Source organism: Pengzhenrongella frigida (assembly GCF_004168625.1).
Taxonomy (GTDB): domain Bacteria; phylum Actinomycetota; class Actinomycetes; order Actinomycetales; family Cellulomonadaceae; genus Pengzhenrongella; species Pengzhenrongella frigida.
In genome coordinates this window covers 1-17,759 of record NZ_SDWW01000026.1, presented here as the reverse complement: position 1 = coordinate 17,759, position 17,759 = coordinate 1, and the positions used below count along the sequence as shown (strand labels likewise).

Sequence of the window (17,759 nt, the reverse complement as noted above, 5' to 3'; positions counted from 1 at the left end):
CCGTGCTCAACCCTGCCGTCTGCGGTTTCCACCCCGACCCGTCCGTCGTGCGGGTCGGCGACGACTACTACCTCGCGTGCTCGAGCTTCGAGTACTTCCCGGGCATCCCGCTGTTCCACTCGACCGACGCAGAGCACTGGACCCCGATCGGGCACGTCGTGACCCGCCCCGGGCAGATCGCCGTCGAGCACGTCCCGACCGGCGGCGGGGTCTGGGCCCCCACGATCCGGCACCACGACGGGCTGTTCTGGATCACCGTGACCGACGCGATGGGCCGCGGCGCGCTGATCTTCACCGCCGAACGGGCCGAGGGGCCGTGGAGCGACGGCCTGGCGATGCAGGGCGCGCCCGGAATCGACCACGACATCGCGTGGGACGCCGACGGCGCCTGCTACGTGACGTTCTCCGGGCTCAACCTCGAGGGCGAGGACATCGGCCGGCACCTGGGCATCCAGCAGGTGCGGATGGACACGACCACCGGGCTCGCGCTGGAGGAGCCGCGGTCGCTGTGGTCGGGCACCGGGCTGAAGTTCCCCGAGGCGCCGCACCTGTACGAGATCGACGGCGCCTGGTACCTGATGATCGCCGAGGGCGGCACCGAGCGCGGCCATTCGATCTCGATCGCGCGCGGGGACAGCCCGACGGGTCCGTTCGAGGGCTGCCCGGCCAACCCGGTGTACTCGCACCGCAGCACGAACCACCCCGTGCAGAACGCCGGTCACGGCGACCTCGTGCGCACGGACACCGGCTGGGTGGTCATCCTGCTCGGCACGCGGCCGGGCGGCATGACCCAGGCCTTCGCGCCGATGGGCCGCGAGACGTTCGCGACCACGCTGTCGTGGGTGGATGGCTGGCCCGTCGTGGACCGGTTCGAGCTCACGGCGGACCGACCGCCGGTCACGGTCCGCACGACCTTCGACGCCGGCGTCGACCTCGGCCTCGAGTGGCTCTCGGTGCGCGACGCCGACCGCCCGTGGGCCACGCTCGACGCGCGCCCGGGCTGGCTCCGGCTCCACGCGGCCGACGCCGACGCCGGCGCGGTGGCGATGGATGCCGAACGGCCGCGGTTCCTCGGGCGGCGTCAGCAGCACGTCACCTCGCGGTGCGCGGCGCTGGTGGACACCGGAACGACCGGGGTCGGCGGGCTCAGCGTGCGGTACGACGAGGCCCACCACTACGACATCGAGGTCGGCGGCGGCGTCGTGCTCGCCCGGGTGCGGCTGGACCAGGTCGACCAGACCTGGGCCGTGCCCGCGCCGGACGGCCCGGTCGAGCTGTGGATCACCACCGAACCGCCCGTGGCCGCAGGGCTGGGCCTGGCCGGGATGACGTGCGACGTCGTCCGCCTCGGGTACGGCACCGGCGACGACGCCGTGGAGGTCGCCGCGATGGACGGGCGCTACCTGACCTCCGACACGACGGCCTCATTCACGGGGCGCGTCACGGGCATGTACGCCGCCGCCGGCGACGTCGCGTTCGAGCACTTCACCTATGAGGGACACCATGGCTGAGTCGACCGACCCGAACCCGGCGGCTCCCGTGCCGGGGCTGCCCGAGCGGATCCTGCTCGGCGCTGCGTACTACACCGAGTACCAGCCGTACGAGCGGCTCGAGGCCGACCTCGACCTCATGGCCGCAGGCGGGTTCGGCGTGATCCGGGTGGGGGAGTCGGTGTGGTCCACGTGGGAGCCGCGCGACGGCGTCTTCGACCTCGACTGGCTCCAGCCGGTGCTCGACGGCGCGCACGCGCGCGGCATCGCCGTCGTCGTCGGGACCCCGACGTACGCGGTGCCGCCGTGGCTGCGCAAGACGTACCCCGAGACCACCGCGCACAGCGCGACCGGCGTCGAGATCCCGTACGGGATGCGCCAGGACGTCGACTACTCGCACCCCACGTTCCGCTACCTCGCGGAACGGGTCGTGCGCAAGATCGTCGGCCGCTACGCGGACCACCCCGCGGTGATCGGGTGGCAGGTCGACAACGAGCCCGGCCACAAGATCTTCTACAACCCGCAGGTCTTCGCCGGGTTCGTCGAGCACCTCAAGGACACCTACGGCACCGTCGACGAGCTCAACCGCCGGTGGGGCCTGACGTACTGGTCGCACCGGATCGCGGACTGGTCCGAGCTGTGGACGCCCGACGGCAACTCCACGCCGTCGTACGACCTGGCCTGGCGTCGCTACCAGGCGACCCTCGGCCACGACCTCATCCGCTGGCAGACCGACCTGGTGCGCTCGCTCGTGCCCGCCGACCAGTTCGTCACCACCTGCATCGCGCTCGGCCAGCAGGGCCAGGACATCACCGTCATCGGCGAGCCGCTCGACGTCGCGGGCGCCAACCTCTACTACGCGACCCAGGACGGGCTCGAGCTGCCCGGCGCCCAGGGGCTCGAGGGCGGCCTCGCGTCGTTCTTCGTGCCGTGGTCGGGGCCCGCGTACCTGTCGCTGCAGGCCGACACCGCTCGCGGGACGCGCCAGGCGCCGTTCCTGGTGACCGAGACGAACGCGACCTCGATCGGCGGCACGGCCGACAACTTCCCCGCCTACGACGGCCAGTGGCGTCAGACCGCGTGGCACATGGTGGCCCGCGGGGCGCGGCTGCTGAACTACTGGCACTGGCACACGCTGCACTACGGCGCGGAGACGTACTGGGGCGGCATCCTCGGGCACTCGCTCGAGCCGGGCCGCACCTACGCCGAGCTGTCCCGGGTCGCGAACGAGCTCACCGCGGCGACCGACGCCCTCGCGGGCCTCGAACCGGTCAGCGACGTCGGGGTGCTCGTGGGAGCCGAGAGCCGCTGGGCGATGGAGTGCATGGGACCGCTCGCCGGCCCGGCGCACAGCTGGATGGGCGACCCGGGCTCGTACGATCGCATCCTGGCGGCGTTCTACCGCGGCCTGTTCGACGCCGGCCTCGCCGCCGACATCGTCTCGCCCGGCCAGCTGGCCGACGTCGGGCCCGGTCTGCCCGACGACGCCGCGGCGGCCGCCCTGGTCGCGCGCTGGCGGGTGCTGGTCGTACCCGGGCTCTACATCGCCGACGACGCCACGCTCGACCTCCTGCGTCGGTACGCCGAGGCGGGCGGGCACCTCGTGCTCACCCCCCGCACCGGGTATGCGGACGCCGACGCCGTCGTGCGCTCGACCGTGGCACCAGGCGTGCTGCGCGGGGCTGCGGGGGTGCACTACCTCGAGTACACCAACCTGGTGCATCCCGTCCCGGTCACCGGTGCCGGGTGGACCGGGGCCGGCACCGCGTGGGCCGACGGGCTGCTGGTGGACGATGCCGAGGTGCTCGCCGGGTACGACCACCCGCACCTGGGCCAGTTCGCCGCGGTCACCACGCGCGTGGCGGGGGCCGGTCGGGTGACCACCGTCGGCACCGTCCCCGACCGCGAGCTGGCCGGGCACCTCGCCCGGTACCTGGCCCGCACGTCGCTGCCGGTCGACCCGTGGCGCGACGCGCGGCCCGAGACCGTCACCGTCACCGCGGCGGTCAACGCCGCCGGGGAGCGGCTGCGGTTCGTGCACAACTGGTCGTGGGAACCTGCGACCTATCGGCTGCCCGCGGCGGTGCGTGACGTGCTCGACGACGTCGCCCTCGCCGCCGGCGAGCTGCTCGCGCTGGGCCCGTGGGATGTGCGGGTCCTGCGCGAGACCCCCTGACGCACCCGCACCCGTACCCGCACCGTCTTCCTCGACCGACCACGACGAACCACCTCCGGAGCACGCCATGACTGACCTCTCGATCGCCGCCCCCGCCGCCGACGCACCCGTCCCGACGCCCGCCCCGACCGCGGCCCCGGCCGTGGACGAGGCGGACCTCTCGGCCCGCCTCGGTGCGCTCTCGCTCGAGCAGAAGGTGCGCCTGCTGACCGGCGCCGACTTCTGGGCGCTGCATCCCGAACCCGCCGCGGGGCTGCGCCGGCTGGTGGTCTCGGACGGTCCGGCGGGTGTGCGCGGGGAGACCTGGGACGAGCGCGACACGTCGGCCAACGTGCCCTCGCCGACGGCGCTCGCGGCCACGTGGGACGTCGACCGGGTCGAGCGGATCGGCCGCCTGCTGGCGTTCGAGGCCCGCCGCAAGGGGGTCGACGTGCTGCTCGCGCCGACCGTCAACCTGCACCGGACCCCGTACGGCGGTCGGCACTTCGAGAACCTCAGCGAGGACCCGTACCTGACGGCGCGGATCGGGGTCGCGTACGTGCAGGGTGTCCAGGCCGGCGGGGTCGGCGCGACGGTCAAGCACTTCGTGGCGAACGACTCCGAGACGGACCGGATGAGCCTGAACGCGCTCGTCGACGAGCGCACCCTGCACGAGCTGTACCTTGCGCCGTTCGAGGCGATCGTGCGCGAGGCCGGGGTGTGGGCCGTGATGGCGGCGTACAACCAGGTCAACGGCACGACCATGACCGAGAACCCGCTGCTGCGGGACGTGCTGCACGACGCGTGGGGCTTCGACGGCGTGACCATGTCCGACTGGTTCGCGACCCGCTCGACCGTCGCCGCCGGCAACGGCGGCCTCGACCTCGCGATGCCGGGCCCGGCCGGTCCCTGGGGCCAGGCGCTGGTGGACGCGGTGCTCGCGGGCGACGTCGACCTCGCCCGGATCGACGACCACGTGCTGCGCATCCTGCGGCTGGCCGCCCGGGTCGGCGCGCTCGAGGGCATCGCCGCCGTCGCGCAGGCGCCGACGTACTCCGACGCGCAGATCGCCGCCGAGCTGCGGTCCGCCGCGGCCGCCGGGTTCGTGCTGGTCCGCAACCAGGGCGTCCTGCCGATCCCGGCGGACGTGACCCGCGTCGCGGTGCTCGGACCGAACGCGGAGGTCGGCCGGACCCTCGGTGGCGGCAGCGCGACCGTGTACCCGCCGTACGCGGTCTCCCCGCTCGACGGGATCCGCGCGGCCCTGGCCGCCCTGCCCGGCGGCGCCGAGGTGACCTCCGCCCCCGGGGTCCGCGCGCACGCGCGCACCTCGCCGGCGCGGGACGTGTTCACCGCCCGCCCCGACGGGAGCGCGGGCGTCGAGATCCGGTTCGTCGACGCGGCCGGCGTCGTCCTGGCCACCCAGCCCCGCACCGGCGGGACGTTCAACTGGCTCGCCGGGTTCGGCACCGAGGTCTCGGGGCAGGTCGCGACCATCCAGATCGCGGCGACCGTGCGCGCGGTCGAGGCCGGCACCTACGAGATCGGCGGCTCGGGCCTGGGCCGGTACCGCCTCACGGTCGACGGCGAGCAGGTGTTCGACGTCCAGCTCGCGCTGCCCCCGGGCGCCGACATCGTCGAGGGCATGATGACGCCGCCGCAGAGCGTCCACCCGGTCACGCTCGCCGCGGGCGAGAGCGTCGACGTCGTGCTCACCCACGATGTCGGCAGCGGCGGCCTGCAGGAGGCGGGCGTGGACCTCGGCACGATGCTGCAGTTCAACATCGAGCCCCCGCACGCGTCGGACGACGACGCGATCGCGCACGCGGTCGAGCTGGCCCGCGCGGCCGATGTCGCCGTCGTCGTCGTCGGCACGAACGAGGAGGTCGAGTCCGAGGGTTACGACCGCGACTCGCTCGCGCTGCCCGGCCGCCAGGACGAGCTCGTGCGCCGCGTGGCGGCGGCGAACCCGAGCACGGTCGTGGTCGTCAACGCCGGCGCCCCGGTCCTGATGCCGTGGGCCGACGAGGTCGGCGCCGTGCTGCTGGTCTGGTTCCCCGGCCAGGAGCTCGGCAACGCGCTCGCCGACGTCCTGCTCGGCGCCGTCGAGCCCGGCGGGCGCCTGCCCACCACGTGGCCGGTGTCCGAGGACCGGCTGCCGTCCACGACCCCAATCGACGGTCGGGTCGTGTACGGCGAGGGCCTGCTGGTCGGCTACCGCGACCCGAACCGGGACGCGCTGTACGCGTTCGGGCACGGGCTCGGCTACACCACCTGGGAGTACACCGCGCTGGAGGTCCCGGTCGCGCCGATGCTCGAGAACCTGCGGGCGGGCGTCGCGGAGGTGCGGGTACGCAACACCGGCACGCGCCGCGGCCGCGAGGTCGTGCAGGTCTACCTGTCCCGGCCGGGCAGCGACCTCGAGCGGCCCGTGCGCTGGCTGGCGGGCTTCGCCGCGGTCGAGGCCGACCCGGGCGAGGTCGTCACCGTGCAGGTGTCGCTGCCGGTGCGCGGGTTCGAGCACTGGGACGTCGACACGCACGGCTGGGACATCGAGCACGGCGCGTTCCAGCTCGAGGCCGGCTCGTCCAGCGCGGACCTGCCGCTCGCGTGCGAGCTGGTCTGGACCGAAGGGCTCTGATGTCGGCGCGCCTGCGGGTCATCAGCGACAACGACTACTCGGGCGACCCGGACGGGCTGATCCAGCTCGCCCACCTGCTGCTGTCGCCCTCGGTCGAGGTGCGCGCCGTGATCGGCTCGCACCTCGCGCCGGGGGACCCGTTCGACACCTCCGGCCGCACCGCGGAGTCGGCAGGCGTCGCGGCCGAGAAGGTCGTGGCGCTGGCCGGGCGCACCGGCGTCGAGGTGGTCGTCGGGGCCGAGGACGCCCTGGTCGACGCCGTCACGCCGCACCGCTCGGCGGGGGCGGCGGCGATCATCGCCGAGGCCTTGCGCGAGGACACGGACCGGCCGCTGTACGTGGTGCTCGGCGCGGGGCTGACGGAGCTGGCCAGCGCGTACCTGCTCGAGCCGCGCATCGCCGACCGGCTCACCGCGGTCTGGATCGGCGGGCCCGAGCACCCCGGGCTGGCCGAGGCTCCGCCCGGGTCGGTGGGACCCGAGTACAACCTGAAGATCGACCTCGTCGCCGCCCAGGTGGTGTTCGACTCGCCGATCCCGCTGTGGCAGGTGCCGCGGGACGCCTACCGGCAGACCCTGGTGAGCTTCGACGAGCTGGACGAGCACCTGCGCCCGGCCGCCCCGCTCGGCGCGCACCTGGTCGACGCGCTCGACGTCGTGCGGCGGATGTGTGCCGGGACGGCCTACGACCTGGGCGAGACGTACATCCTCGGTGACAGCCCGCTCGTGCTGCTCACCGCGTTGTTGTCGTCCTTCGAGGCCGACTCGAGCTCGAGCCGGCACGTCGTGCTCCCCGCCCCGCGGATCGCCGACGACGGCAGCTATCTGCCGCGCCCCGACGGCCGACCGATCCGGGTCTACACGCACCTCGACAACCGCCTGATGTTCACCGACCTGTACGCCAAGCTCGCCCGGCACGCGCGCACCACCCCGACCGGGGCAGCCACGCGGACCACGCCGACCACCCCAACCGCAGCACCCGCCGAGGAGATCTCCCGATGACCGCCGACCCGCCCGCCGTCCGCGTCGTCGCGCTGTGGGTGGGGGACCGCGGCCGGCCCGAGTTCTTGGCCACCGCGCGTCCGACGGTGTCATGGGCGGTGGAGTCCGAGGGCACCGACTGGGCACAGCGGTCGGCGCAGATCGAGGTCCGGCTCGACGGTGTGGTCACGGGCTTCGACCTGCTCGGGGCCGGTTCGCAGCGTCAGCCCTGGCCCGCGCGCGACCTCGCGGCCTACGAGAGCGCGGCCGTCCGGGTGTGGGTCCGGGGGACCGACGGGTCCGCGTCGGCGCTGAGCAGCTGGGTCGAGGTGCGCACGGGTCCGCTGGGCGGCGACGACTGGCGCGCGCCGCTGATCACACCAGCCGTCGCGGCGGACGCCTGGCCCGAACGCGGCACGGCGCGGTTCCGGACCGAGCTGACCGCGCCCGCCGGGCTCGCGTCCGCGGTGCTGTCGGTGACCGCGCACGGCTTGTACGAGGCGACCGTCGGCGGGGTGCGCGTTGGCGACGAGCTGCTCACCCCCGGGTGGACGGCTTACCGCGACCGGCTGGCGTTCCAGACCCACGACGTCACCGCCCTCGTGCGCGCGGCGGCGGCCGACGGCGACGTGGTGCTCGCCGCGACCGTGGCCGAGGGCTGGTACGGCGAGCGGTTCGGCTTCGACGGGAACTTCGCGCGCGCGTACCCGGGGCCGGTGGCGCTCGCGGCGCAGCTGCGCCTGGTCGACGAGGCCGGCGCGGTCACCTGGGTGACGACGGGGCCGGACTGGACCACGTCCGTCGTCGGGCCCGTGACCTCCGCGAGCATCTACCAGGGCGAGAGCCATGACGCGCGCCTGGACGACGACGCGGCGGCGGTGCCCGGGGTCACGTTGCCGGCGGCGCTGCCCGCGCGGCTGCTCGCGGACGTGCTGACCGACGACGACGCGGCCGACCACCTCACGGCCGCGCGACTGGTCCCGGCGTCGTCCCCGCCGGTGCGGGTGATCGAGACGCTGCCCGTGCGCGAGGTCCGCACCAGCGGTTCCGGTGCGACGATCCTCGACTTCGGCCAGAACCTCGTCGGCTGGGTCCGGCTGCGGGTGGACGGGCGCGCCGGCACCGTCATCACGCTGCGGCACGCCGAGGTGCTCGAGGACGGCGAGCTGGGGGTGCGACCGCTGCGGTTCGCGAAGGCGACCGACCGCTACACGCTGCGTGGCGACGGGCCGGAGGAGTGGCACCCGCGGTTCACGTTCCACGGCTTCCGGTACGTCGAGGTGAGCGGGTGGCCCGGCGCGTTCGACCCCGCCGACGTGACCGCCGAGGTGGTGCACTCGGACCTGGTGCGCACCGGCGAGCTCACCACGAGCAACCCGCTGCTCAACCAGCTGCACAGCAACGTGCGCTGGGGCATGCGCGGCAACTTCGTGTCCCTGCCGACCGACTGTCCGCAGCGCGACGAGCGGCTCGGGTGGACCGGCGACATCCAGGTGTTCGCGCCGACGGCGAGCTACCTGTACGACACCGCGGGCTTCCTCGGCTCGTGGCTGAGCGACCTCACCGTCGAGCAGGCGCGGTCCGGCACGGTGCCGATCGTCGTGCCGAACCCGCTGCCGTTCGGCTCGCCGCCCGGCGCGGCCTGGGGCGACGCGGCCACGATCGTCCCGGACGCGCTGTACGCGCACTACGCCGATCCCGAGCCGCTCGCGCGCCAATACGCGTCCATGCGGGCCTGGGTCGAGGACCTGCGGGCGATCGCGGGGGACAGCAACCTGTGGACGGGTGGCTTCCAGTTCGGCGACTGGCTCGACCCCTCGGCCCCGCCGGACAAGCCCAACCAGGCGCGCACCCACTCCGACATCGTCGCGAGCGCCTACTACTACCGGTCGACGGCGGCCCTCACGCGCGCGGCCCAGGTGCTCGGGTGCGAGGACGACGCGCACACCTACGCCGCGCTCGCCGAGCAGATCCGGCTCGCCTTCGTGGCCGAGTACGTCACCCCCGCCGGGCGGATGATGTGCGACGCCCATACCGCGTACGCGCTGGCCATCGAGTTCGGCCTGGTGACCGAGCCGGCGCTGCGGGCGCGCCTGGGCGCCAACCTCGCGGAGCTGGTCCGGGCCTTCGGGTACCGGATCGGCACCGGGTTCGTCGGCACGCCGCTGATGACCGACGCACTCACCCGCACGGGGCACGCCGACGTCGCCTACCGCCTGCTGCTCGAGCAGGGCTGCCCGTCGTGGCTCTACCCGGTCACGATGGGGGCCACGACCATCTGGGAACGCTGGGACTCGATGCTCCCGGACGGACGCATCAACCCGGGCGAGATGACGTCGTTCAACCACTACGCGCTCGGGGCGGTCGCCGACTGGATGCACCGCGCGATCGGCGGCATCGCGCCCGCGGAGCCCGGGTACGCGACCGTGGCGATCGCGCCCGTGCCGGGCGGGGGACTGACCTCGGCGGCGGCGTCTCTCGACACCGGGTACGGCGTGGTGACCGTCGACTGGGTTGTCGAAGGCAGCGCGGTCGAAGGCACCGGTGTCGAGGGCGCCGCGGTCCAGGGTGACGGGTCGACCTTCACTCTGCGGGCGAGCGTCCCGGCCAACACCCGCGCGCTGGTCACCCTGCCCGGGGCCGACGACGCGGTCGAGGTCGGCTCGGGCGAGCACACCTGGACCTGCGCGCTGCCGGCCCCGCCCGCCGTGGACCCCGCGCCCTGGACGCTCGACACGCCCCTGGCACGCTTCATGGACGACGACGTCGCCCGCTCGGCCCTGCTCGCCGTGCTCGCGGAGGTGGGCTTCTTCTTCGCCGCAGGCTGGACCGCCGACGGCCGGTGGCGCAGCGACACGTCGCTGCGCCAGTCGCTGGTGATGCTCTCGCTCGACGCGATCGCCACGATCGAGCGCACCGTGGCCGCGCTTGGCTAGTGTGCCGTCCATGGTGGAGGCGAGCTATGTCACCCGGGTCGACCTGCGCGTGCTCGAGGTGGGCTCGTCCGACCAGGTGTCGACGGCGACCAGTCTCGCTGCCGGAGGGCTGATCGTCCGCATGGGCGCCGAGCAGCCGGTCCACCTCCTTGCCGGCATCGTGATGGGACCTGCCCGCGTCACGATTCGTACGCTCGACGCCCGGCCCGACGTCGTCGAGGCCGGCTGGGAGGACGTCGGCGAGGTGAGCATCCTCGCGGACGGCAGGCCCGTCTTCGTACGCGGACCGTGGGTCGAGCACCGCGATCTGCGCTTCGACCTGGTCGACGGCGGCACCGGGTGGTACCGGGTGCGGGCGCACGCTCGCGGACGGGACCTGCTCTACGACCTGGTTGCCGAGGAGCCCGTCGAGGACTACCTGCTGGTGGCGTGGCCCGAGGCTCCGGCCGAGCCGCACACCGTGCAGGTCACGTCGAAGCACGGCAGTGAGCTGGCCGCCACACCGTTCCCGTGGATGCCGGCGGCCGAGCCCGACCCGCTCAGACGGGCCGCCGAGGCGAATCTCCGGGACGCGGCCCGCCGCAACGGGCTGCTGAGCGGTGAGTAGGTCCCGGCCCCGGGGAGATCACGCCGTCGCGACCAGCAGGGGTGACCTTCGGTGCCGCCGATCTTGCGGGTCATGTCGCCCTGAGTGCGTTCTCCAGGTCGGCGAGGTTGCTGATCGCTTCGACTCCCACCGGGGAGTGACTCAGGAGCCCGACTGAGCGTCCGCTGGGCCTCGGCCGTGGTCGCTCGGGCCGGTGACGCTCGTCGTTCTCGGCCTGCTGGACCCCGTTCCGCCACGTCTCAGCGTTGCTAGCATCTGGTCCCGAGATGGATATCCCTGAGCAGATCGAGGCTTACCTCGCCAGTCAACCCCAGCCCAAGCAGACCGACCTCCGACAGTTGCACGCTCGCGTGGTGGCGGAGTTTCCTGGGTGCAGGCTGTGGTTCACCGACGGCACGAACGAGGGCGGCAAGGTCGTGGCCAACCCGAACATCGGCTATGGCGTCTACACGATCAACTACGCCAATGGGTCTTCGCGTGAGTTCTATCGCATCGGCCTGAGCGCCAACACGACGGGCATTTCGGTCTACGTCCTTGGCCTCGACGACAAGACCTACCTCTCGCGCACCTACAGCGCCTCGATCGGCAATGCCAGCGTCACGGGCTACTGCATCAGGTTCAAGCGCCTCTCCGTCATCAACGCCGATGCGCTTCACGCGGCCATCCAATACGGCATGACCGTGTGAACGGTATGGCGCCGTGCCGGCCAGCGGCCACGAGCGGCAACTGAACTGACTTGGCGATGTCACGTTTCCGGGCGCTAGGGCCATCTCGGCGCCAGGTGTTCCGGCCCCCGAGCGGCGACCAGCGCCGCGGGCGGTCCTGCGTTCGTCTCAGATTTCACGAAATCCGCCTTCGAGGGGACCACCCCAGCACGGGATCAGGACGTGCTCTCCCTGCCCCCGAAGGCGGTGGGGCCGGCCTCCTGTTCCTGGCGCTGTGGGGTGTTCCGCTGCTCGTGCTCCAGCTCGAGTAGCGGAAGGTAGGCATGGCGACAAATATCAGCGCCTGCTTTGCGGTGACGCTGTGAATGCTGGCGGGTCGACCCGAAGCCCTCAGCCGGTGCCAAGCAGAGTCGCCGCCGTCGCCCATTCGCGGGCACGCACGAGGTCACCGTCGGCCCCGCGGAAACCCGTCCACCAGCCCCGGTTCGCGGCCCAGAGCGCGGACTCGACCCCTCGGGCCGTCGACCAGGCCGCGATCCGCGCGGCGTCGAGGCCAGTCAGGTCGGACAGCAGGCGGGTGCGCTCCGCCAGCTCGCCCGCCGGTGTCACAGCTGTCGCCCAGTCGCCGACCTGCGTGATCAGGGGCCAGGGATCCCAGGCGAGGTCGCCGACCACGGCCTTGGGGTCGATGGCGACCCAGCGCGCCGCGCCGCCAGAGTCGTCCCGCAGGATGTTGCCAGGGTTGAGGTCGCCGTGCGCGAGCCCTTCGCTGGGGGCGTCGAGCGGCAGGGTCCGCAGGAGGTCGACGGCATGAACGAGGAGGCCTTTGTCCAACGAGATCGGCGCCGAGCCGACGAGCCGGTCGATCCGCTCGCTCGCAAGGTCGGCGAGCCCGGCCGCGACGGCGACCAACGTGGGGAACGGCCCGCCGACCGGAACTGCTGCCATGGCCATCTGCTCCATGAGCGTGGCACCGATCTGTACGTGCTCGAGGTGCTCTAGCCCCTGGTCCCGCAGCGATGTGCCCGGCATGCAGCGCTCCAGGAGCAGTGCCCAGTCATCCTCGTGCGAGTCGAGGATCCGCACAGCACCGCTGCCTGCCCACACTCTCAAGGCCGCCGCCTCGTGCCGCGCCTCGAGATGCGGGTAGGAGATCTTCAGAACCCCAAGTGCGCCTGACCCCAGCGTGACGGGAGCGGTCCACGCCGCCGTGCCGTCCTCGAACGGCCGCCCGAGGATCAGCCGCCACCGCTTGGCTACGCGCACCACGAGCGCCGGGAGTGCCGCGAGCCACTCGTCGCCACCCTCGGCGCCCGCCACTGATCGGCGCAGCCCCGCTGGCACGGTCGTCATCGGGCGAGCATCGCACGCCGCGGAGCCAAGCCAGGTAGACAACAACTGTGCCCAGCCCAGTCAAACCCCCGAGAGCGAACCTCGCGAGCGAGTTGGTCGCGAACGAAACCGTCGAGCCCATCACCGCCACGCGAGCGTCCGCACGATCGCGTACGCGTTGTCGTCCTTCAGGTCGCGGTCAGAAGAGTCGAGAGCCACGCAGGATTTGGCGCCGGGAGGCGGGCACGCCCGGCCGCGCCGGCCCCTGAGGTTGCCCGATGTCCAATCTCGTAGTGCTCCGGCCGATGACCAGCGCGGACGTCGAGGTCCTGCTGGCCGAGCGTTCCAGCGAGGATGGTGCGGGCGCGTGCAGTGGTTCGGTCTCACGTCCGGTCAGCGGTTGCGGGACCGGGCCGAGGCCCACGCGTTGGTCACCCCTGACGGCGGCACCCTCGCCTTCGAGCAACGGGCCCTTGGTGCTGCGGGGCGCGAGGGCGTGATCCGCAGCGGCCAGTTGCGCGCCAGGCAGTGGCACGGCCAGGTCCGGTGACTTGGTCCTGCGCGCCGAAGGCGGACCTCAGGCGTCCTGCTCGGAGGCGAGCGGCTCTGTGCTGAGCCGTTCCCGCGGGAACGTCTGGTCCCAAGGATTGAGATGGAATCGTCCACGGGCTCCGTCGACGCGTTCCCGCGGGAACGTAGGTCGGCAACGACGCTGCACGGATGAGCACAGCGCATGACGACAGATAGGTTGCGTTGCGGCGCAGCGCCGGCCGTCCTGCCGGGGTAGATGTTCGGCCGAGGGACTCGGTTCCAAGTCATTCGGCCGCGTCAGAGCCGGTATCCCAGGTCGTGATGGGCACTCGTTCGTCGCCGCCGGCAACAGCCGTCCAGGTGTCGGGTGCGTCGATGACGGGCGCTACCGCCGCCCAAGGCAGGGTCCTGGAGAGCCCGTCGGAGGGGCGAAGCACCCACTGCTGACCTGGCTCACCGGGTTCCCTCGAAGTGCCAACGAGCTGGCCGTTCGGCCCGGCGACGGTTGGATCTCCGGCGACGATGCACGGCTCAAGTCCAAGATTGACGACGACCAGTTCCGCGGTGGGTCCCTCGTCGTCGGAGGAGGTGCCATTGTGCGGGCCAGTGATGGTTGCGACCAGGTCACGGGCACGGCATCGCTGGCTCGACTGGACCGGTTCGTGTGGCCAGTCGTAGGAGGGCGCTCCGTAGCCAACTGCCACCCACGGGCCGACCGTCATCACGCCACCGTCGACGATGTCGAACGGGGCGGCTGGCACGTATGTGCCCATTGAGGCAGGTTTGCTTGACGCGTCGGCGAGTACTACGCGCGCGAACTGCGCCGTCGTCTGGTCTGCGGCGTCGCGGTAGCCGCGCCAGAACAACTCTGCTGTCGCTGAGGCCTGGGGCTCGAGCGTGAGCTGAGTCGGCACGTCGGTCCCGTCGAGGAGCGTTGAGCTGTGATCGATGGTCAGCCGGAGCCGGTGACCGGCTTGGTCGATCGTCACCTCAGGGAGGCCATCGAGCACGCATGGGCGGTCAGCGTGGTTGATCGTGCGCAGCTGCGCCCAGGAGTTCCCCATCGTGGGGCTGAATGCCTCGACCACGAAGTCGAGGTCGGTGGTCGTGCACGGACCGGCCGGCCCGTCGGATACGCGAGGGGCCGGCAGGAAGACACGTCCGACCACCCGGACCGAAGGCGCGGGCTCGTGCGAGACATCTGCAGAGCAGGCGCCAACCGAGCCAACCACCGCGACGAGTGCCCCAACGATCACTGAACGGTGAGGGCGCATGCCCCGAATCGTCGCACCCCAGCCCCAATGCCGAGGCGGACTCAACTCCGAGCTGGGGCGAATCTGCACCAACCCTGCATCGGCGCCCAGAGGCGTCAGCCCGGCGCGCGAGCGTGCTTCTCGCCACTGATTGGCAGTCAACAAACGCCGCACTCCGCCACGCACGTGCCCGCCGCGTCAACAACGCTTGACGACAGTGAAGCGGCGTCCCTTCAGCGACAGCGAGAGCATCGCGAGCGCCATGTCTTGGGGTGCGGCGAGGGCGAGGGTGCGGTTGCGGGCGCTACCGCGGCGGCCGCGGCTGCTGGTGGTTCGCGCCTCGTCGGCCGCGGGCACAGTGGCGGCGCTCTCGGTGTCCGCAGCAGTCGTACGGGTCGATGGCACCGTTCATCGACATCGACATCGACATCGACATCGTCCGTGGCCAGACCGTGAACAGCGCCCTTGGCCCGGCCGGCGCTGCCGAGCCGGTACCGGAGCCGGAGCCGCGCAGGCTCGGTCGCCCCGACAGGGGGATGTCGACGCCGCGCTCCGCGGGCTCGGGCGACCGCTCCTCTTCCCGCCGGCCTCGCAACGGGGGCACACGCAGGCCCCGGGCAAACCCTCGGGCGCCGGTACACGGCTGGGGGAAGCCCCCGCGCTCGGTGACGCACTCGTCGATCCGGTCGGTGCCGAGCGAACGGCGCTCGCCATAGGTGTCAACCCCGATGCGAGCGCCCGGGTTCGCGGTGCGGATCGGTGTGAGGGTGCGGCGGGCCGGTTGTGCCTGGCGGCTCAGCGATCTGTGCCGACGGAGCCGGTGGCGCCCACAGGTTGGAGGATCCGGGTCCGCGGTTCCCCGGCCAGTGCCGGGGCAGTCGCGGGGGAGGCCCAGACGCGTGTGCGGAGGAAGGCGAGGAACTGCTCGGCCTGCGGGACGGTGTCGAAGTCGAGGTCGATGATGACGTACTTGGGGTCGTCGATTGGACGCTGGATGCGGTGGGCGCGGACGCCGGCCCGCTGCCGGGCCTCGACGAAGCCCTCGAAGGCTGCGACCCAGACGTTGAAGTCGGTGATCGGGTGCTCGATGTGCAGGGTGGTCATGGTGGCTCCTTGATGTGTGATGCCTCGTGCTCGCGACGCTATGAGAGCCGAGTGTCGAGGGTCCATCCCAGGTTCTGGTGGTCTTTTCGCACGGTGTCCTCCGGCACCACGGGCCGGCGGCCTCCGCATGTCACCGGCCGCGTACGGTGGCGGTGTGGCGACGCGATCGGTGTACGCGCTGGCTGCGGCGGGCATCATCGAGGCATGCCGGTCGACGGGCGACTCGAGATCACTGCGGCGGCGGATCCTCGAGGTGATCCGCCGCGCCGTGCCGTTCGATGCCTATGCCTGGTTGATGACCGATCCGGAGACTTCGGTGGGCTCGGCGCCGTTGGCGGACGTGCCGTGCATGTCGGAGCTGCCCGACCTGATCCGGCTCAAGTACCTCACCGAAGTGAGCCGGTGGACGACGCTGGGTGACCCACCCGTCGCGCGCCTGCAGGACGCTACCGGTGGGGAGTTGGCGCGTAGTCGTGTCTGGCGGGAACTGCTCCATCGATACGACGTCACCGACATCGCGTCGACGGTCTTTCGCGACCGCTACGGCTGCTGGAGCTTCCTCGATCTCTGGCGGATCGGCGACAGCGGCCCCTTCACTGCGGGCGACGCCGACTTCCTGGCCCAGGCCGCTGCACCGGTCACCGAGGCGTTGCGGCGCAGCCAGGCCGAGACCTTCGTCGTTCCCGCACCGGCTGGCCGGCATCGCATCGATCCCTTGGTCCTGCTGCTCTCCCCGGAGCTTGTCGTGCGGGCTTTGACGTCCAAGACGCAGGCCTACCTCCGTGCGCTGGTCCCGCCCGAAGGGGGCCGGGCGCCGGTCCCCGCCGCTGCCTATAACGTGGCCGCGCAGCTTGGGGCGGTCGAGGCCGGCGTCGACATGAGCGCACCCATGGCGCGGGTGCATGTCGCGGACGGCCTATGGGTGACCCTGCGGGCCGCCCGGATCGGTGAGTCCGGCGAGGCGGAATTTGTCAAGGTAGTTGAGGCCGGTGGGTGTTAAGCGGCTAACCCGATTCCGGTGTTGTCGGCGGGCTGGTTGATCCACGCCGTGGTCGGGATGGCCAGGATCTTGGGGTCCTGGGTCGTGGCGAATCGTTCGGGGTGCCGGCTGCGTGCGGCGGCCAGGACGAGCGCCCGTTCGGCGGCCTTCGCGGCCGCCAGTCCGTAGTGCACGTCGGCGGGGGTGTTCAGCCCGATGCCGGTGTGGTGGTGGTGATGGTTGTAGCCCTCGACGAACTCGGCCATGAAGCTCCTGGCGTCCCCCAGCGAGGCGAAGCGCTCGGGGAAGACCGGGGCGAACTTCAACGTCTTGAACCACGACTCCGAGTACGGGTTGTCGTTGCTCACCCGCGGCCGGCTGTGCGACTTGGTGACCTCCAGGTCGGACAGCAACGCCGCGACGGTCTTGGACGTCATCGACGTGCCCCGGTCGGCGTGCACCACGTTCGGGATCCCGTGGACCCCGAAGATCTCCCGCATCATCTCCGCCGCCAGGACGGCGGACTCGTGGGCGTGCACGTGCGCGCCCACGATGTAGCGGGAGTAGATGTCGATCATCACGTAGGCGTCGAAGTACTTGCCCTTGACCGGTCCGGCGAGCTTGGTGATGTCCCAGCTGTAGACCTGCCCAGGACCGGTCGCGACGAGCTCGGGGATGGCGCGGGCCGGGTGCCGCGCCAGGCGGCGACGCTCCTTGACCTGCAAGTTCGCCGCCAGGATCCGGTAGATCGTGGAGATCGACCCCAAGTACACGCCCTCGTCGAGCAGGTGCGCGTATATCTGGATCGGAGGCAGGTCCACGAACCGGGGACTGTTCACGACCGCCAGGACCTCGGTGCGCTCGGCGTCGGTCAGCTTGTTCGCCGGCACCCTCACCTTGGTCACCGTCGGCGTGCGGGGCTTGCGGGTCGCGGTCGCCCGCGGCACTCCGACCAGCGCGGACGCGGCCCGGGTCGGGACCCCGACGACGGTCAGTTCACGGTAGATGTCCATCAGGGCTTGGTGTGCTCGGCGTCGTCCTGCGAGCTCTTGGTAAGCACTTCCAAGAGTTCGTGCGCTTTTCCCA

The 17,759-nt window shown here is 72.1% G+C and carries 13 protein-coding genes; 9 read left to right on the top strand and 4 right to left on the bottom strand.

Translation table 11 applies throughout. The features are described 5' to 3' along the window. Positions 1 to 2 precede the first annotated feature (2 nt). The 7 genes from EUA98_RS11600 (at position 3) to EUA98_RS11570 (ending at position 11,495) form a co-directional block, all read left to right on the top strand. Positions 3 to 1,511, top strand: a complete 1,509-nt coding sequence (locus EUA98_RS11600) for a glycoside hydrolase family 43 protein (RefSeq protein ID WP_130102849.1) — start codon at positions 3 to 5, stop codon at positions 1,509 to 1,511. Continuing rightward, positions 1,504 to 3,666, top strand: a complete 2,163-nt coding sequence (locus tag EUA98_RS11595) for a beta-galactosidase (RefSeq protein WP_130102848.1) — start codon at positions 1,504 to 1,506, stop codon at positions 3,664 to 3,666. The genes EUA98_RS11600 and EUA98_RS11595 overlap by 8 nt, the downstream gene beginning before the upstream one ends. 67 nt (positions 3,667 to 3,733) lie before the next feature. Continuing rightward, positions 3,734 to 6,286, top strand: coding sequence for a beta-glucosidase family protein (locus tag EUA98_RS11590; RefSeq protein ID WP_130102847.1), 2,553 nt, complete (start codon positions 3,734 to 3,736; stop codon positions 6,284 to 6,286). Then, a complete protein-coding gene (locus EUA98_RS11585) occupies positions 6,286 to 7,287 on the top strand; it encodes a nucleoside hydrolase (protein WP_165372805.1) in 1,002 nt (333 codons plus the stop codon). Before EUA98_RS11590 ends, EUA98_RS11585 begins: the two co-directional genes overlap by 1 nt. Next, positions 7,284 to 10,202 (top strand): alpha-L-rhamnosidase, encoded by a 2,919-nt coding sequence (locus EUA98_RS11580; RefSeq protein ID WP_130102846.1) that lies wholly within the window; start codon positions 7,284 to 7,286, stop codon positions 10,200 to 10,202. The genes EUA98_RS11585 and EUA98_RS11580 overlap by 4 nt, the downstream gene beginning before the upstream one ends. Positions 10,203 to 10,212: 10 nt before the next feature. Continuing rightward, positions 10,213 to 10,809 carry a hypothetical protein gene (locus EUA98_RS11575; RefSeq protein WP_130102845.1) on the top strand — a complete coding sequence of 199 codons (597 nt, stop codon included), beginning with the start codon at positions 10,213 to 10,215 and terminating at the stop codon, positions 10,807 to 10,809. A gap of 266 nt (positions 10,810 to 11,075) precedes the next feature. Then, positions 11,076 to 11,495 carry a DUF1801 domain-containing protein gene (locus tag EUA98_RS11570; RefSeq protein ID WP_130102844.1) on the top strand — a complete coding sequence of 140 codons (420 nt, stop codon included), beginning with the start codon at positions 11,076 to 11,078 and terminating at the stop codon, positions 11,493 to 11,495. Between the two features lie 369 nt (positions 11,496 to 11,864). Here EUA98_RS11570 and EUA98_RS11565 read toward each other — a convergent pair whose 3' ends face one another. Continuing rightward, positions 11,865 to 12,827, bottom strand: coding sequence for an aminoglycoside phosphotransferase family protein (locus EUA98_RS11565; RefSeq protein WP_130102843.1), 963 nt, complete (start codon positions 12,825 to 12,827; stop codon positions 11,865 to 11,867). Between the two features lie 346 nt (positions 12,828 to 13,173). Here EUA98_RS11565 and EUA98_RS11560 point away from each other — a divergent pair, with 346 nt between their 5' ends. Beyond that, a complete protein-coding gene (locus EUA98_RS11560) occupies positions 13,174 to 13,356 on the top strand; it encodes a hypothetical protein (protein WP_130102842.1) in 183 nt (60 codons plus the stop codon). A gap of 265 nt (positions 13,357 to 13,621) precedes the next feature. Here EUA98_RS11560 and EUA98_RS11555 read toward each other — a convergent pair whose 3' ends face one another. Both EUA98_RS11555 and EUA98_RS11550 read right to left on the bottom strand, forming a co-directional pair. Continuing rightward, complete coding sequence (locus EUA98_RS11555) at positions 13,622 to 14,611, bottom strand: DUF4232 domain-containing protein (RefSeq protein WP_130102841.1); 990 nt, start codon at positions 14,609 to 14,611, stop codon at positions 13,622 to 13,624. A 774-nt stretch (positions 14,612 to 15,385) separates the two neighbouring features. Next, positions 15,386 to 15,694, bottom strand: coding sequence for a hypothetical protein (locus EUA98_RS11550; protein ID WP_130102840.1), 309 nt, complete (start codon positions 15,692 to 15,694; stop codon positions 15,386 to 15,388). A gap of 154 nt (positions 15,695 to 15,848) precedes the next feature. Between EUA98_RS11550 and EUA98_RS11545 the strand changes: the two genes are divergently transcribed. Beyond that, entirely contained in the window at positions 15,849 to 16,694 is an 846-nt protein-coding gene (locus tag EUA98_RS11545; RefSeq protein WP_130102839.1) for a LuxR family transcriptional regulator, read from the top strand. Here the strand turns inward: EUA98_RS11545 and EUA98_RS11540 are convergent. Continuing rightward, the coding region (locus EUA98_RS11540; RefSeq protein WP_434063495.1) for a DDE-type integrase/transposase/recombinase at positions 16,691 to 17,759 on the bottom strand (1,069 nt) is incomplete at its 5' end. The two genes, EUA98_RS11545 and EUA98_RS11540, sit on opposite strands and share 4 nt — an antisense overlap.

Excerpts from the sequence above, each read along its gene's own strand:
- EUA98_RS11595 (WP_130102848.1), top strand. The coding sequence starts at position 1,504 with ATGGCTGAGTCGACCGACCCGAACCCGGCGGCTCCCGTGCCGGGGCTG.
- EUA98_RS11590 (WP_130102847.1), top strand. The coding sequence starts at position 3,734 with ATGACTGACCTCTCGATCGCCGCCCCCGCCGCCGACGCACCCGTCCCG.
- EUA98_RS11585 (WP_165372805.1), top strand. The coding sequence starts at position 6,286 with ATGTCGGCGCGCCTGCGGGTCATCAGCGACAACGACTACTCGGGCGAC.
- EUA98_RS11580 (WP_130102846.1), top strand. The coding sequence starts at position 7,284 with ATGACCGCCGACCCGCCCGCCGTCCGCGTCGTCGCGCTGTGGGTGGGG.
- EUA98_RS11575 (WP_130102845.1), top strand. The coding sequence starts at position 10,213 with ATGGTGGAGGCGAGCTATGTCACCCGGGTCGACCTGCGCGTGCTCGAG.
- EUA98_RS11570 (WP_130102844.1), top strand. The coding sequence starts at position 11,076 with ATGGATATCCCTGAGCAGATCGAGGCTTACCTCGCCAGTCAACCCCAG.
- EUA98_RS11565 (WP_130102843.1), bottom strand. The coding sequence starts at position 12,827 with ATGACGACCGTGCCAGCGGGGCTGCGCCGATCAGTGGCGGGCGCCGAG.
- EUA98_RS11555 (WP_130102841.1), bottom strand. The coding sequence starts at position 14,611 with ATGCGCCCTCACCGTTCAGTGATCGTTGGGGCACTCGTCGCGGTGGTT.
- EUA98_RS11550 (WP_130102840.1), bottom strand. The coding sequence starts at position 15,694 with ATGACCACCCTGCACATCGAGCACCCGATCACCGACTTCAACGTCTGG.